Origin of the sequence: Rahnella victoriana (assembly GCF_004330295.1) — a bacterium.
GTDB classification, from domain to species: domain Bacteria; phylum Pseudomonadota; class Gammaproteobacteria; order Enterobacterales; family Enterobacteriaceae; genus Rahnella; species Rahnella victoriana.
Map to the genome: position 1 here is coordinate 1 of NZ_SJOJ01000045.1, position 14350 is coordinate 14350.

Below are 14350 nucleotides of genomic sequence, written 5' to 3' on the forward strand. Positions count from 1 at the left end.
ATTTCTTCGGTGATGCCGGTTTCCAGCACGCCAATATCCAGGCGAAACGTGCCGGGTTCGTCGCCGGTTTCCCACCACTCGGTCACGTTAATCAGATAGCCGAGCGGCTCCACCACGCGTCGGATAGCGCCCACCGTGCCCTTATGGCAATGAATGAACCAGGCCGACTGGATCACGCGCCGCTTGGTGGCGACAGGCCAGTTTTCATCCCAGCGGTCAACTGACAGCGCCCACGCCAGGTACGGTAAAAACTTTGCCGGACAGGTCAGCGGATCCCAAAGCTGCCGCAGCGGCACCGGCACGTTTTCAAGCGCGGCGCAGGCTTCGGCGGCGGCGACTTCCAGCGCCGAGGAACCGGCGGGCAGCAGGCGATCACTCATCGTAACCGCCCACCGCCAGGGTATAGGCGGTGCAGAACGACGCCTGGGTTTTATCCAGCTCGATGTCGGCCAGCGGGCTTTTCAGCTCCACCCGCTGCACACCTTCAACGTGCAGTGCGGCATAAATCGCCGACAGCCGGATGTCGCGGCCTAACCGGTGCTGCGCAGTGATGTAGGCAATCAGTTTTGCCTCCGAGGCTTCGCGGATAGGTTCGGCTTCCGGACCAGGGAACAGATACAGCACGGCGTCAATGGTGTAATTCACCACGCTGGCAGACTGGACGGTCACGCGGTCAGCCACGGGTCGCACGTTCTCATCATTGAGCGCGGCCTGAACCACAGCCAGCAAATCATCAGGTGCGGTGCCGTCGCCGGTCTGTGCCAGCACGGAAATCGTCACGCAGGCAGGCGACGGGCTGACCACCGAAATATCCGCCACCCGTCCGTCAGCAGAGCGCCCGTGATACTCATACGCGCCAACCGGACCCGCCACGCTCAGCCCTTCAAACGCCTGCTGCGCCCGCACCCGTAAATCCGCGTCGCTTTCCATCACCGCCGCCACGGCGGGCACGCTGACCGTATCCGCAGGCGTGATGGTCAGGCGTTCCACGCTAAACGTGGCGGCGATGTTGTCCAGGTCTGCGCCGGTGGCATACGCCAGCATCACGGCCTGCGCCGCCTCGTTAACCCGCTGACGCAGGATCACTTCGCGGTAGGCATTCTCCTCCAGCAGCTTCACAATCGGCTCAGACTCCAGGGTCAGCGTGCGGGAGATGGCGGCCTGCTGGTCTTCGGGGTACAAAGACACCAGCGTGGCTTTGCGTTCCGCCAGGAGGATTTCGTAATCCAGCACCTCCACCACGTCGGGGGCGGGTAACTGGCTCAGGTCGATAGTTGCCATAATTCAGCTCACGGGTAGGGTTAAGGAAATGGCGGCGGACGTGTCTTTGCGGATGCCAGTGATATCCACCACGCCTTTTCCGTCGAACGTCGTTTCAAAGGTGATGCCGGTCAGGCTGACGCGTGGCTCCCACTTGAGGATCGCGCTGTAACAGGCCGCCATGATTTGCAGGCGCAGCGCGGCATTCTGCGGGCGGTCAGTCAGTATCGACAGCAGTGAACCATAGTCACGGCGCATGACGCGGGAACCGACGGGCGTGCGCAGAATGTCGCTGACCGACTGCTGAATGTGCGCCAGGTCTTCGACGCTGCGCCCCGTGTTGCGAGCCAGGCCGATGTATTTCGCGTTAGTCATGACGGCACCTGCGTTTGACCGCCGCCCGTCTGGACGCCGCCGTGTTGATGGGTATGAACAACGATGCCGTTTGACGTGATGCTCCCGCCTGAATGGGTGAGGTTACCGGTCATCTTGCCGCCCTGTTTAATCTCAATGGTGCCGGTGGTGAGTTTGTTGGTGCAGACCACCTCCGGCGTATCGAGCGTGATGCGCGTTGTCGCCGTGCAGGTGATCAGCGGAGCAGTCACCGCTACCTTATCGGCGGCATTCACCGTGGCGGACTTGATGCCGGTTGCCAGCAGCGCGCCGGTTTTGGGTTCGTACTCAATCACCGCGCCGTCAGGAAACGTGACGTGTACGGCATCGGCTGACGCCGACGGGGCGGGGAATTCGTCAGAGAAAACGCCGGGCATCACAAAGGCGGTATTCAGCTCACCGCCCAGGCAGAACAGCAAAACCTGCTCACCAGCAGACGGTGCCCACCAGGAACGGGAACGCCCTGCGCGGGACGTCAGCCAGTGCAGCCAGTCGGTGACGTTGCCGCCGGTGTTCACGCGACAGGTGCCCGCAATTAAATCCACCTCGGCAACGGTGCCAATGCGGATCAGATTGCGCAGCAGGCGCGGAATGTCGTTGATTGGGATGGATGTATTCATGCATAAAAGAATGCCGCCCTGTCAGGCGGCATACAATTTGAGGCAGGTTGATGGCTGGTGGCACAACGTGGGGATCACTGACTGAGGAGTATGAGTTCAAACTTGAGCTCAAACATTTCATAGGTTTAACTCACAGCGTAAAGAAGACGTACGCTATTCGACAGTATTGTGCACTGGCAGATCACATAATGACGACCAATGTCCTCCATTCAGCTTGTTCGTTAGCCTACAACCCTGTTTCAGGGGAATGCTGAAGAGCTAATGCGCGTCAAAAATCTCTAAGCTTTTACCGCTGTGAATTTTCGCACACTGGTTTAGCATGTTGCATTGGGGATTCCATAAAGCAGGAAGAACCCCATGTCATTAAGTGTTGCGTCAGGTTTGAGATATATGAAGATTTCATAAAAAAATGCACTTCTAAACTGGTTTAGTGGAGATTATTTGCACAAACGGATGTCGAATGTGTAAAATGAGGGAAATGTCGGGGGAGTAATTATGAAAGACAACTACTGCATTCCAGGTTTTGAACCTGATGAAATCCGCGATATGGCCAAATCCGCGCTGAAACAAATTCATGAAAGGAGGGTTAGCCTCGTTGAGCATGAAAATGAAGATCCAAATCGCGCTGCGTTGGACATGCGCTTTGTTAATCTGAATGAGCCATATGTAGTGCTCTGTGGCTCAAATGAAACCAATCTAATCCGCGCGCAAGCGGCTGTAGTAAGTGCAGGTTATGAATCATTTCGCCAGCATCCTTCAGTTACAGATGGCAATCAAAAGTATGAAGTTGGCGTGACGATTCATGAATTTGATCGGCAGCTGGATTCTGCCGGTCATGGCAAAAATGTATCTGTTGGGACAGCCTCGAGTTCTGAAAAAGTAGCACAATAACGATTATCATTAAGCGCCCCGACTGGGGCGTTTTTTTATGGGTTGATTATGACAGGACAGCAAAAGAAATATGTATTCAGAGAGCTGGTTCAAAACAGAACAGATGCTCCACAATTAATATCATATGCAATTTATAAATCCCATAAAGACGAACGTGCAGTGTTTTTTCACGACACCTTTGGAGAAGCATTGGTCCCTGGGAAGTTACAGGAATGGCACGATAACGTTGTAAGCGATCCACAATGGCTCGATACCTACAGAAGCAAAGCTGATCAACTTATTAAAGAGATAGAGACGCAAGCGATTCAGACTGCTATGCCTGAAATCAATTTGGCCCATCAAGGGGAAATTACTTCTCTCGAAAATGCTCATACAATTAAAGTCGATCGATTGACACAACGTGCGTTAGCCGCTGAAAAAAAAGCGCGTGAAGAATGGGCTATAACAACAAATGCTTGGGCTATTAACCAGACTCAGCCAGGTTGGTGGAAAAGAAAATCACTAGTTTTATTGAAAGTCATTGGCGGCTCAGTAATAAGTGTTTTAGGTGGGGCAATTGCAACAGCTTGTATAGTAGGTTTATTGGCAATCATGAATCCAACTTTAAGCGCAACTGCTAATTCTATAGCAAAGGGATTGGTTGATAAGTTGTTGCCTGCGGATGACCCAACTGGATTAGGCGTTAAGAGTTTCACTAATGAACTAGAGCCAAGCCCCAACGATAAAAAGCCCTAGGGGGCTTTTTATGCCTACGGAAACTCCGCAAGTACCTCTGATCTGCAATGATCAGACTCTTAAATTACTTACAACCTCTGACCTGCTCCTCGTTGATTAAGGCAGACTGATCTTATCAACGTCCGCTTCGGACACAAAGCTGCCTGTCAGATTAGGTTTGGCCCTGTGCCGCCGTAGTGTCAGCTCAAGTCTGAGCTAATACATTTTAGCAATTCATCTTCCACGATTTTCATATCCTCCGCGTCCAGCCCTAAAAGCGGGCGCGCCGGATACTGCACTTCTTTTGCCCTCACCGAAGGGCGATCCCGCAGACCGTACTGATGCACCTTTGCCATGCGCTGAACCTGGCCGGTGAACTCCACTACCGCGTCTTTATCCGTGCCTTTGGCCTTCATGTATTTAGCCGTGCGCAGTTTGGCGAACATCTCCCGCCTGATGCGGCCTTTCTTCGCCCGCAGAGGCTGCGCCCGTCGTGGGGCGAACGGCTGCCCCTCCGGCGTAACCTGCCGTTTGATTCGTTGCTGCTGATGTTTGCGCAGACGCTTCGCAATGGTCGCCGCCATCGCTTTTCGGCTTTGCGGTGACAGCGCGGCAATCAGCCCCGCCAGGCGGGTATCAAATGCTGACAGCTCACTCATGCCACTGGCTCACTAACTCGCCGTGAAGATACAGTTCACGCGGCCTTTCCACCGGTTCCGGTAACGGCGGTTCCGGAAAATGCTCCACGTACAGACCGGCATCAATCTGTTTCACAATCACGCGCTCGGTGAGCTGCACATCAATAGCGATATCGTAGGAACCATCATCCAGCATATCGGCCTTGAATTTAAAGCCGGTCTGCTGCTTTTCCGGCGTCGCCATGATGTCCGGCTGGTTCTCCCGCAGCCACGCCAGGATCGGGACAATAATCAGATCGCAGTCCTGGGCAAAGTTGGTGATCAGCAGCTCGACCTGGTACTGATACTCAAACGACAGCGAACAGGCTAACGTGGAAACGATGCGGCCATTGTCCACAAACATCCGCAGGGTGTCGGGGCTGGTTTGCAGCACCGGCACGGCGTCAGTTAACGTTTTTCGCAACTGGGCGGGCTTTAACACGGTGTTCCTCCTGGCATTGTTTGACCGCTTCCACCTGGAGGCCGCAGGCGGTCAGCGCGGCCTCCAGGTTTCTGACGTCACTGCTTAAATCGCCGTTAGTGGCCGGTGCGCTTGCTGGTATCGGGCAGCTCGTCACCGCCGGACAGCCAACGTAAATAATCTGCGGCGCTGGCAAAGGCGGGACGCGCGTGCATCCGGCCAATACCGTCAGGCAGACGAGCGCTGTACCAGTCGCGCATTTCCTGATTTTCATTAAGTAACCTTTGAATATGAACTTCACGGACGCGTGCCTGCTCACCCGCCCGTGAGAGCTGGGTGCGCAGGCTTTGTTCCTGGCGTTCGCGCCTCAGTGCATCATCGTTCAGGCGATTAATAACGTTGTCGCGGCTTTCAATACCGGCGGACAATGTGCCAATAATGCGCTGCGCCTGGTCGGCTTCATCATGCAGGGCACCGATACGCCAGGTTTGCAGCCCTGCCAGTGCGCAGGCTGCCAGCAGTAACAAAATTAAAATGCGCATCAGGCTCCCCGCAGGCAGTAGGCCAGCTCATTCGCGCGGCGACGCTCCAGACCTGTGACGCGCTCGCCGTTCACAAATACCCAGCGCGGCAACTGTTCGCAGGCTTTTCGCCATTCACCCTTGTTGATGAAAAATGCCAGGGTGGATTTACACGCCGCCGTCACGCCGACGTTGAACGCGAACGACACTACGGCGTCATATACGGGCTGCGGCATGGCAACCGGCATGCAGCGGGCAATGCCTTTTTCCACCCGCATCACGTCTTCCACCAGGTTAACGGCGGCCTGCTGTTCGCTGATGTGCGTCTGCGGCTTCACGCCTGCGGTGTGCCCGATGCCGTTTGTCCAGACGCCCGCGCTGCACTGATAGGCTGACAGGCGGCAGCCTTCAAAATCGGCAATCAGTGCCAGACCGGCGGCGGACGTTTTCAACGTGGGCGTTTGCGGCAGCAGCGCAGCAATCGCCAGGACGGCGGCGACCGCGCAGCGTCTAACGATTGATGGCTGCATTGATTTCTCCACTGACGCCCATTTCTTTCAGCAGGCGGTAGGTTTTGCGCCGGTAGTACCAGTTCACCAGAAAGGTCGCGACGCCGACGCCTGCACCGACCAGAAAGGCGATATCCTGCGGTGACATCGCGCCGAGCCAGGCAAGAAAGGCCGCGACGCAGTAACAGATAAACGAGGTGATGCGCTCCATGGTCATCAGTCCCAAAGTGAGACGGTTTCGCTGACTGCGGCCTGAGTAATATCCGGCAGCTCCACCGCGTAGCCATGGGGCAAAATTGCCCCGCGAGCGGCTAAGCCAACGTTAGCCGCGTAAACCTGTTCCATCACCGACTCGGTGCGCCCGTAGTAACGCCAGCAGAGCGAATCCACGGTGTCGCCCTGTTCGGCATAGACTTTCATCAGAGCAGCCCGATCACACAGTGCGACACGCCAGCGACATCGCTGATCGCATTGCGGCCATCACGCCACAGTTCATCAACCGTGCTTTCGACAATCTCTGCCTTTTTACTGCCGGCATCGGTGGTATCACTGTTCGGATATCGTTCCGCCAGAATGGCAGCCGTAATTGAGGAAACCGCCCGCAGGTAGGCGCAAACTTTGATACTTTCGTCATCAATCTGGTCTGCCGGAACATCAGCGAGGGTTTTGTATCCCTGAGCCAGCTGTGCGACGCGGTAGCTGTAAAGCTCGGCATTCACTTCAGTCAGCGCGTACTTAATGACGGCTCGCAGACGTTTGGCGGTCACCGTTCCTTCCAGGCGCAGCGTATCGCGTAACTCCACCGGACTGATATCCGGCCAGAAGTGCGTGTTTTTAATCGCGGGTTCCGTCGCGGCATCCGGCTTTGGTGCAGGTACAACAAGAGACATAGTGACCTCTGAATAGGGGACGGTGGACGCCAGCGTTGAACGAGGTCACAGACCTGTCGCGGCTGGCGTGCCGTCCGGCGCGGGGCGCGTTCTGTTTAGCTGCTGGCAGCCTTTTTGATGGCTGATTCCAACCGCTCAATATCCTTTTTGACGCCGCAGTTGCTGTTCAGCTGGAAGGCGCGTTTCAGGTGTTGCAGGGCGAGCGGCAGTTTCTCCGCGTCGCGATACAGGTAACCGGTAATTTTGTGCAGCTTGGCGCGTACCTGATCCGGCATGTCCTGGCTTTCCGTCAGCTCCATCGTGGTCATGAGTACATCGAGACTGACCGGCTCACCGGCAGCATGAGCGCGGGTGCTCATGTCGGCGATTTCCTCCGCCAGCGCATAACCGGCAGGACGTTTGCCGAACGGCATCGCCAGCTTGTAATGCAGCGCGTAGCGGGCGATTTCCAGCGCACCAGCATAGTCACCGGCATCAATACGCCAGATCATGATGGTCATCAGGATGGCGTCCTGAGCGCCTTTACCCTCAGCGAGAACGCCCGCCACCCACGGCGCATATTCGGGCAGCATCTTGCGTTTGAGTTCTGCCTTTTTCTCAGCGGAATAGGCTTTCTTCAGGGCTTTCTGATCAGCATTAAGCTTTTGCAGCAGCAGTTCATAGCCGGTGGCATGACGCAGCAGGCTGGTATCCTGCTGCGCGGCTTCGATCGCTGACTGCCGCAACAAATGACGTCGGGCAGGGCTGGTCATGGCTTACTCCTGAGCTGCCGGTGCGGTGGTACCGGATGCAGTTTTGATGGCATCAACGATCGCCGAGGTGAATTTGCTGAGTTCGGCCTTATCAGAGGCGTCATCTTCTCCGGCGGTCACTTCGATGTTCTCGATCAGACAGCCGCAGCCGTAATCTTCCACTACGTAATCCTCGTTAATGGATTCGTAGTTTTCGATGCGGTCACGCTTAGGCACTTCCTCAACGTGGCGGCGATGCGTGCCGTCCTGCCAGTAAATGGACAGGTTATCCAGACGAGTGATCAACATGGCGTTAGCAGGGAAGCCGGGCACACGAACAGCGGGTAGATTGCCGATGCGTTTCTGGCTGACAATCAGGTCGGCGGCCATCGCCTCAGTGTTTGGCTGCTGTTTGTTGATCAGCGGGAAATACTTATCCGCGAGCAGCTTGCGGCCGCAGATCACCACCAGTTCGGTGTCGTCCTGATAGATGGGGTCGATCAGTTCGTTGACTGCATCAAAGACAAGTGCGTCGAGGTTTTTGTACTCACCTTCGCCACCGACTTTGACCGCCTCATTAGTCACGGTGCCGTCTTCGGCGACTATCATACCCATCACTTTGGTCGGGGCATTCAGGCGGTATTTTTGCAGCCAGCCCACACCGACATCCTGCAACAGCGGATTTTGTACACGGTTAGATGTTGGTGCGCGGGAAACACCGTTAAAGCCCACCAGGATGCGATCCAGTGCCTGACGCTTAATAATGGCGTCACGCAAACGGGTCTGAAAATCGTTGTAGCGCGCCCACAAATCCAGCTTGCTGTACATCCAGTGGAAGTCGTAGTTGGTTTTAGTGCAGTGATAGCCTTCCTGATCCAGCTTGGTGAAATCAGCCGTTTCACGTTCATCACCGGCGTCAGTGTTGGTGGTACTGGCAATCGTGCCTGTTACGCCGACACCCACTTTCGCGCCCATCATTTCGTCCACCGGAATGATGTTGATACGGGTCAGGAACTCTGAGGATTCCTGTAAGCGGGTCATCAGCGTCTGGGTGACGGACGGCTCGACGTTAAATTTCTTGTCCAGCGTGCCGACGTCAACGTTGTTGAGTTTGGCTAGCTGGGAGAGGAACGCATTAAATTTAAAGCGCGTTTCTTTTTTCATGACTTATTTCCTGAGGGTAAATTAAATATGTCGGATCAGCAGTCGGTCACTGTCTCGTCAGAGCCTGCGCCGCCGGTAGCATGTGGACGCTGGCCGAACTTCTGCGCCGGTGTCTGCGCTAACTTGCCTTTCAATTCAGTGAGGGCGTCATGTTCGGCAGCGGTGGATTTTTCCAGGGTATCGACGCGGCTCAGCAGGTCGGTCAGGCTGTTTTCATGCTTATCCAGTCCGGTCTGAGCGTATTGAGCGACCTCGCTGACGGCTTCGTGAACATCAGCCAGGCGGGCATCATCAGACGCCTGTTTACGTGAAAGCTTTTGTTTAACCAGCGCGAAAAGAGAAGGGGCAGATTCCGGGGCCTCTTCGAACTCAATCAGTGCTTCGGTAGCCACGGTGAAGAGGCTTTCGGGGTCGGTTTTACGACCGGCCAGCGGGTTCTGTTTTGCCGTACGGCTGAACTCAAGCATTTCAGTGCCGAGGCTTGCGGGGTCGTCGGTGACGGCCAGACCGACCAGGTAGGATTTATTGGAATTGGCGAAGTTGCGTTTGATCTCCATCGAGGTGTAAACCTTCTGCCCGTCGCCGACCATCTGCGTTAAATCCGCAGTCGGGCTGATCATTGCGTACAGCGCCCATTTGTCATGCAGCAGCGGTTCAGCCGCGTCATCAATTTGTTCGGCTTTAAGCTGGATCACGTCGCCATAGCGGCGGAAATCGCTGGTCGGTAATACACCTTTGATGTGCTCCAGATTGACGCGGGCGCCATAGGCTTTTGCGCTGTATGTCTCCGCCATTTGCTTGATGTCGTTAGCATCAATTTCGCGGCCGTCGCAGGTGTCGCCTTCGACCCCGATGCGGAACCATTTTGATACTTTCTTTGCCATGTGACTGACTCCGGTAATGAGTGTTGAGAACGGGAGTTAGTTTCCAGACAGTCACCGCAGGCCGCCAGCCGATGCGGGTTGTTGCCCGATGGCACAACGTGGGCAGCGCGAAAAACGGCTGTCTGGCCGGTAACGTGGCGGCATGAATATTTCAAACTCCACCATCATCAGCGACCCGCGCCGACAGGCGGCACTGCTTTACTGGCAGGGTTTTTCCGTGCGGCAAATCGGGGAAATGCTGAGCCAAAAAACGCCGACCGTGCAGAGCTGGAAAACTCGCGATCAGTGGGAGGCCATTGCGCCCATTTCTCGCGTGGAAACCAGCATGGAAGCGCGGCTGATCCAGCTCGTCATGAAAGATGTAAAGGAGGGGAAGGACTACAAAGAGATCGACCTGTTAGGCCGACAGATTGAACGCCTGGCACGGGTGAACCGTTACAACCAGACCGGCAGCGAGGCTGATTTAAACCCGAACGTCGCCAACCGTAACAAGGGCGAACGAAAGGCACCTGATAAGAATGTTTTCAGCGATGAGGCCATTGAGAAACTAGGCGACATCTTCATTGAAACGTCGTTTGAGTATCAGCGTGGATGGCATCAGGCAGGGCTTCAGCACCGTATCCGCAACATCCTCAAGTCCCGCCAGATTGGCGCAACCTTCTACTTTGCCCGGGAAGCTTTGATTGATGCACTGACCACCGGCCGTAATCAGATTTTCCTGTCAGCCAGTAAGGCGCAGGCACACGTCTTTAAAAACTACATCATCGACTTTGCCCGACAGGTAGACGTGGATTTAAAAGGCGACCCGATTGTGCTGCCGAACGGCGCACGGCTGATTTTCCTCGGCACTAACGTCCGCACCGCGCAGAGTTATACCGGCAATTTATACCTGGACGAATACTTCTGGATCCCTAAGTTTCAGGAGCTGCGCAAAGTGGCTTCCGGCATGTCACTACATAAGAAATGGCGAAGCACTTATTTTTCCACGCCGTCGAGCCTTGCACACAGCGCCTATCCGTTCTGGTCGGGTGAACTGTTCAACAAAGGCCGTCGCAATAAAGCCGACAGGATTGACCTGGATCTGACGCATGCGCACCTGTCAAAGGGCGTTCTGTGCGATGACGGCCAGTGGCGGCAGATTGTGACGGTTGAAGACGCACTTTCAGGAGGCTGTAACCTGTTCGACCTGGAACAGCTGCAACTGGAATACAGCCCAGCCGAATATGAAAACCTGCTGATGTGTGAGTTCGTGGACGATCAGGCATCGGTGTTCCCGTTCGCCGAGTTGCAGGGCTGCATGGTGGACAGTCTGGATGAATGGGAAGACTTCGACCCGTACCTGAAACGGCCATTTGCCTATCGTCCCGTCTGGATTGGTTATGACCCGTCGCACACCGGCGACAGCGCAGGCTGTGCAGTGATTGCTCCCCCTGTGGTTTCCGGCGGCAAGTTCCGCGTGCTCGAGCGTCATCAGTGGAAGGGAATGGACTTTGCCGCACAGGCCAGAAGCATCGAGGAACTCACCAATCGTTATGCCGTGGAGTACATCGGCATCGATGCAACTGGCATCGGGCAAGGCGTATTCCAGCTTGTTCAGCAGTTCTTTCCGGCAGCGCGTGAGATCCGTTACAGCCCCGAAGTAAAAACTGCGCTGGTACTGAAAGCAAAAGACACCATCAGCTCCGGCCGTCTGGAATATGACACTAGTCATACCGACATCACCGCATCGTTTATGGCGATCCGCAAAACGATGACCGCCAGCGGCAACCGTTCAACCTACGAAGCCAGCCGCAGTGAAGAGGCCAGCCACGCCGACGTCGCGTGGGCAATCATGCACGCCCTGTTAAACGAACCACTGACCGCCGCCAACGGCGGACAAAGCCCGAACATTCTGGAGTTCTACTAAATGAGCAAGCGCAAATACCGTAAAGCCACGCAGACCACCACCACTGAAAGCCAGCAGGGCGCAGAGGTATTCAGCTTCGGTGATCCGACGCCGGTGTTAGACCGCCGCGAGATTCTGGATTACATCGAATGCACCGGCAACGGTCGCTGGTATGAGCCGCCAGTCAGTTTCGACGGTCTTGCCCGCAGTCTTCGCGCCGCCGTACATCACAGCTCACCGATTTACGTGAAGCGGAATATTTTGGCCTCGACGTTTATCCCGCATCCGCTGCTTAGCCAGCAGGAGTTCAGCAAATTCGCGCTGGACTATCTGGTGTTCGGGAATGCGTACCTGGAACTGATCCGCAACCAGCTCGGCGAACCGTTACGCTTTGAAGCTGTACCGGCTAAATATGTGCGACGAGGAGTGGAAGAGGGGACTTACTGGTTTGTGCAGGGCTGGAAGGAACCGCATCAGTTCGCAGCAGGCAGCATCTTTCATCTGATTGAACCGGACATTAACCAGGAAATTTATGGCCTGCCTGAATACCTGAGCGCGCTGAATTCCGCCTGGCTGAACGAAGCGGCCACACTGTTCCGCCGCAAGTATTACCAGAACGGCGCTCATGCAGGTTACATCCTGTATATGACCGACGCGGCGCAAAGCAGCAGTGATATCGATTCAATGCGTAAGGCTATGCGTGATACCAAAGGCCTGGGCAACTTCCGCAACCTGTTCATGTACGCGCCGAACGGCAAAAAGGACGGCATTCAGATTTTGCCACTTAGTGAGGTCGCGACCAAAGACGACTTCTTCAACATCAAGAAATCCAGCCGTGATGACCTGCTGAGCGCGCACCGCGTTCCGCCGCAGATGATGGGGATCATACCTGATAATGCCGGAGGGTTTGGGGATGTGGAGAAGGCGGCGCAGGTGTTCGTAAGGAACGAGCTGATTAGACTTCAAGAGCATTTTCAATATTTAAATTTCTCATCCAATTTGATAGTAATCGCATTCAAGGCATACCGTATGTGACTGAAAGGCATGCGATATCGCATGCCTTTATTTAATTAAATAGTTTGTTTTTAATTGAACCAATAAAAATTGCGAAATACGTAATTGCTGAGTTCAATAAAGTCAAGGATGGGGCATTATTTATTTCCTCAACTTCCAATGGGGTGTCTAATAAAGGGAACCAATACTCTTTAATAAATTCTCTAGTAAAGAATGAACTATGCCCCCCTCTGTAAAATCTGTTTTTTATTCTATCGGAAGATAACATATTAAAGCCAAGTTTCCCTCCCATTCCGGTACCAACAACAAACATTTCTGAGCATAAAAGTGCATTATCATTGACTGCACACTCATTAATAATGGTAGCATTGGTCTTTTTTAAAATCCCTTTGAAATCATGATTCCTGGGTAAAACACTGGCCGATAGAACAATCAAACTAATGTTTTTTAATAATAGAGGGTCATTGATTTTCTCAAGCGCGTGTATCAATATATAAGTACCAAAACTGTGTGAGAAAAAAATTATCCTATTTGCTCTATTAGCTTTAAGCCACTCAACAAGCTGTTCTTTAAATAATTCAACTACCGCATCTCTTTTACGTCTGTTTAAAAATGTACTAAAACTTATCAAAGCGTTTTTGAAAGGCAAATGTGAAAAGTCACAGCTTTTATTTTTTTTTCGGATCTCACTTGATAGAAGTTCTTGCCAATTACCAAAGGTATTAATGCCATGAATTGTAACTAGCGCTATATCTAAGTTGCTAGACTTATATTTCTCTGCAGACTCCACAGCATAGTCTATCTGCTGCTGAATATTCCCTATCCAACTGAGGTCATGCTCTTCTGCGTAGTATAGTTTAAATCCCAACGCCTCAAATTCAGATTCTTTTTCCTTTATATTATGGTCTAATGCAGTGTAGCCTATTATTCGAATAGGTTTGTTAAGTTTTTTTGATTGTATTTTTTTTAGCAAATTAATCCCTGAAAAAGGATCAGCGACATCATCTTCATTATATGGTAATGACATATCTAAGAATGCAAGGCTATAACTGGTATTTCTTAACAGCGATTCCGCAGATTTAACACAATTCGCGAAGTCTATGAATTCGGCTAAAATATTATGCTTTTGAACCAAGAAATCTAGGATTTTGTTGCCACGTGTTATGTTGTCATCAACGATTAAAAATCTACTCATAATTTATTCATCACGTTAATTAAATTATCTTTCCAATTATATCCAGCATGTTCGTAATATATGCAACCCAAAAAATTTTGGGGGTGATTTATTTTTTCTTCAACTTCGATAGATGCAAGGTTTAAATTTTTTCCTTTATCTGAGAAGGAGTCAAACTGGGTTAAAAAGACGAACTTTACATTCAACTTTCTACGTTTAATTTGCCGGGACAAATCACGGCCACCATAAGTTCTGAACTCCACATCTGGAACGCCAATTACCCTATCATAATTGGGTAAACTCATGTCGATTATTGCAAGGTCATAGCTATTATCAACTAAAAAATTTAATCCGCTAGAGTATGAGGCACCTACCTCGATTTCAATATTAGGAACCTGTTCTTTCAAAAAATCTTGAATTCTATCTCTTTTATAATCACTATCTTCAACAAGTAATATTTTCATACTCCCTCCAAAACAAGAGTTATTTGCTGAGAGAAAAACTGCTCATCAAAGTCAATTCCAAACTCTGCTTTATCAAAACCATCTTTAATATTTCGGTATGCTTTATATAAACCAGTACCTCCTTCAGTAACTAGTTTT

Annotated in this window: 22 protein-coding genes; 5 read left to right on the forward strand and 17 right to left on the reverse strand. The window is 52.7% G+C overall.

What is annotated here, in order from left to right:
• The 4 genes from EYY67_RS23700 to EYY67_RS23715 all read right to left on the reverse strand — a co-directional run.
• Window positions 1–380, reverse strand: a 380-nt coding sequence (locus EYY67_RS23700; RefSeq protein ID WP_131694528.1) for a phage tail protein I, incomplete at its 3' end; no start/stop codon positions are given.
• Window positions 373–1281, reverse strand: a complete 909-nt coding sequence (locus EYY67_RS23705) for a baseplate assembly protein (protein ID WP_131694529.1) — start codon at window positions 1279–1281, stop codon at window positions 373–375. The genes EYY67_RS23700 and EYY67_RS23705, both read right to left, overlap by 8 nt.
• A 3-nt stretch (window positions 1282–1284) precedes the next feature.
• Window positions 1285–1635, reverse strand: a complete 351-nt coding sequence (locus EYY67_RS23710) for a GPW/gp25 family protein (RefSeq protein WP_131694530.1) — start codon at window positions 1633–1635, stop codon at window positions 1285–1287.
• Window positions 1632–2273, reverse strand: coding sequence for a phage baseplate assembly protein V (locus tag EYY67_RS23715; protein WP_131694531.1), 642 nt, complete (start codon window positions 2271–2273; stop codon window positions 1632–1634). The genes EYY67_RS23710 and EYY67_RS23715 overlap by 4 nt, the downstream gene beginning before the upstream one ends.
• 495 nt (window positions 2274–2768) lie before the next feature.
• On the opposite strand from EYY67_RS23715, the gene EYY67_RS23720 reads away from it, so the two are divergent.
• Entirely contained in the window at window positions 2769–3164 is a 396-nt protein-coding gene (locus EYY67_RS23720) for a hypothetical protein (RefSeq protein WP_131694532.1), read from the forward strand.
• Between the two features lie 48 nt (window positions 3165–3212).
• Window positions 3213–3899 (forward strand): hypothetical protein, encoded by a 687-nt coding sequence (locus EYY67_RS23725; protein ID WP_131694533.1) that lies wholly within the window; start codon window positions 3213–3215, stop codon window positions 3897–3899.
• A gap of 179 nt (window positions 3900–4078) precedes the next feature.
• Here the strand turns inward: EYY67_RS23725 and EYY67_RS23730 are convergent, their stop codons facing one another.
• The 11 genes from EYY67_RS23730 to EYY67_RS23780 all read right to left on the reverse strand — a co-directional run bounded on the left by EYY67_RS23730 (window position 4079) and on the right by EYY67_RS23780 (window position 9675).
• Window positions 4079–4537, reverse strand: a complete 459-nt coding sequence (locus EYY67_RS23730; RefSeq protein ID WP_131694534.1) for a phage virion morphogenesis protein — start codon at window positions 4535–4537, stop codon at window positions 4079–4081.
• Complete coding sequence (locus EYY67_RS23735) at window positions 4530–4997, reverse strand: phage tail protein (protein WP_131694535.1); 468 nt, start codon at window positions 4995–4997, stop codon at window positions 4530–4532. Before EYY67_RS23735 ends, EYY67_RS23730 begins: the two co-directional genes overlap by 8 nt.
• A complete protein-coding gene (gene lysC, locus EYY67_RS24785) occupies window positions 4960–5199 on the reverse strand; it encodes an Rz1-like lysis system protein LysC (RefSeq protein WP_242675632.1) in 240 nt (79 codons plus the stop codon). Before lysC ends, EYY67_RS23735 begins: the two co-directional genes overlap by 38 nt.
• Window positions 5093–5518, reverse strand: a complete 426-nt coding sequence (gene lysB / locus EYY67_RS23745) for an Rz-like lysis system protein LysB (RefSeq protein WP_131694537.1) — start codon at window positions 5516–5518, stop codon at window positions 5093–5095. The genes lysC and lysB overlap by 107 nt, the downstream gene beginning before the upstream one ends.
• Window positions 5518–6027, reverse strand: a complete 510-nt coding sequence (locus EYY67_RS23750) for a lysozyme (RefSeq protein WP_131694538.1) — start codon at window positions 6025–6027, stop codon at window positions 5518–5520. Before EYY67_RS23750 ends, lysB begins: the two co-directional genes overlap by 1 nt.
• Window positions 6008–6217 carry a phage holin gene (locus EYY67_RS23755; RefSeq protein ID WP_131693619.1) on the reverse strand — a complete coding sequence of 70 codons (210 nt, stop codon included), beginning with the start codon at window positions 6215–6217 and terminating at the stop codon, window positions 6008–6010. Before EYY67_RS23755 ends, EYY67_RS23750 begins: the two co-directional genes overlap by 20 nt.
• Window positions 6218–6222: 5 nt before the next feature.
• Complete coding sequence (locus EYY67_RS23760; protein WP_113876574.1) at window positions 6223–6426, reverse strand: tail protein X; 204 nt, start codon at window positions 6424–6426, stop codon at window positions 6223–6225.
• Entirely contained in the window at window positions 6426–6896 is a 471-nt protein-coding gene (locus tag EYY67_RS23765) for a head completion/stabilization protein (RefSeq protein ID WP_131694539.1), read from the reverse strand. Before EYY67_RS23765 ends, EYY67_RS23760 begins: the two co-directional genes overlap by 1 nt.
• 95 nt (window positions 6897–6991) lie before the next feature.
• Complete coding sequence (locus EYY67_RS23770) at window positions 6992–7648, reverse strand: phage terminase small subunit (protein ID WP_131694540.1); 657 nt, start codon at window positions 7646–7648, stop codon at window positions 6992–6994.
• 3 nt (window positions 7649–7651) lie between these two features.
• Window positions 7652–8791: a phage major capsid protein, P2 family gene (locus EYY67_RS23775; protein ID WP_131694541.1), complete on the reverse strand. Its 1140-nt coding sequence runs from the start codon at window positions 8789–8791 to the stop codon at window positions 7652–7654.
• 35 nt (window positions 8792–8826) lie between these two features.
• On the reverse strand, window positions 8827–9675 hold the full coding sequence (locus EYY67_RS23780) for a GPO family capsid scaffolding protein (RefSeq protein WP_131694542.1): 849 nt from the start codon (window positions 9673–9675) through the stop codon (window positions 8827–8829).
• A 23-nt stretch (window positions 9676–9698) separates the two neighbouring features.
• Between EYY67_RS23780 and EYY67_RS24870 the strand changes: the two genes are divergently transcribed.
• From EYY67_RS24870 to EYY67_RS23790, 3 genes are read left to right on the forward strand one after another with little or no spacing between them, the layout of a single operon-like run.
• Complete coding sequence (locus EYY67_RS24870) at window positions 9699–9821, forward strand: hypothetical protein (protein WP_268959687.1); 123 nt, start codon at window positions 9699–9701, stop codon at window positions 9819–9821.
• Window positions 9818–11581: a terminase ATPase subunit family protein gene (locus EYY67_RS23785; protein WP_131694543.1), complete on the forward strand. Its 1764-nt coding sequence runs from the start codon at window positions 9818–9820 to the stop codon at window positions 11579–11581. Before EYY67_RS24870 ends, EYY67_RS23785 begins: the two co-directional genes overlap by 4 nt.
• Window positions 11582–12595, forward strand: coding sequence for a phage portal protein (locus EYY67_RS23790; RefSeq protein WP_131694544.1), 1014 nt, complete (start codon window positions 11582–11584; stop codon window positions 12593–12595).
• A gap of 31 nt (window positions 12596–12626) precedes the next feature.
• On the opposite strand, the gene EYY67_RS23795 is transcribed toward EYY67_RS23790, so the two are convergent.
• Both EYY67_RS23795 and EYY67_RS23800 read right to left on the reverse strand, forming a co-directional pair.
• The gene (locus EYY67_RS23795; protein ID WP_131694545.1) at window positions 12627–13769 is read right to left on the reverse strand and encodes a response regulator; all 1143 of its coding nucleotides are present in this window, start codon (window positions 13767–13769) and stop codon (window positions 12627–12629) included.
• Window positions 13766–14212, reverse strand: a complete 447-nt coding sequence (locus tag EYY67_RS23800) for a response regulator transcription factor (RefSeq protein WP_131694546.1) — start codon at window positions 14210–14212, stop codon at window positions 13766–13768. The genes EYY67_RS23795 and EYY67_RS23800 overlap by 4 nt, the downstream gene beginning before the upstream one ends.
• Window positions 14213–14350 lie beyond the last annotated feature (138 nt).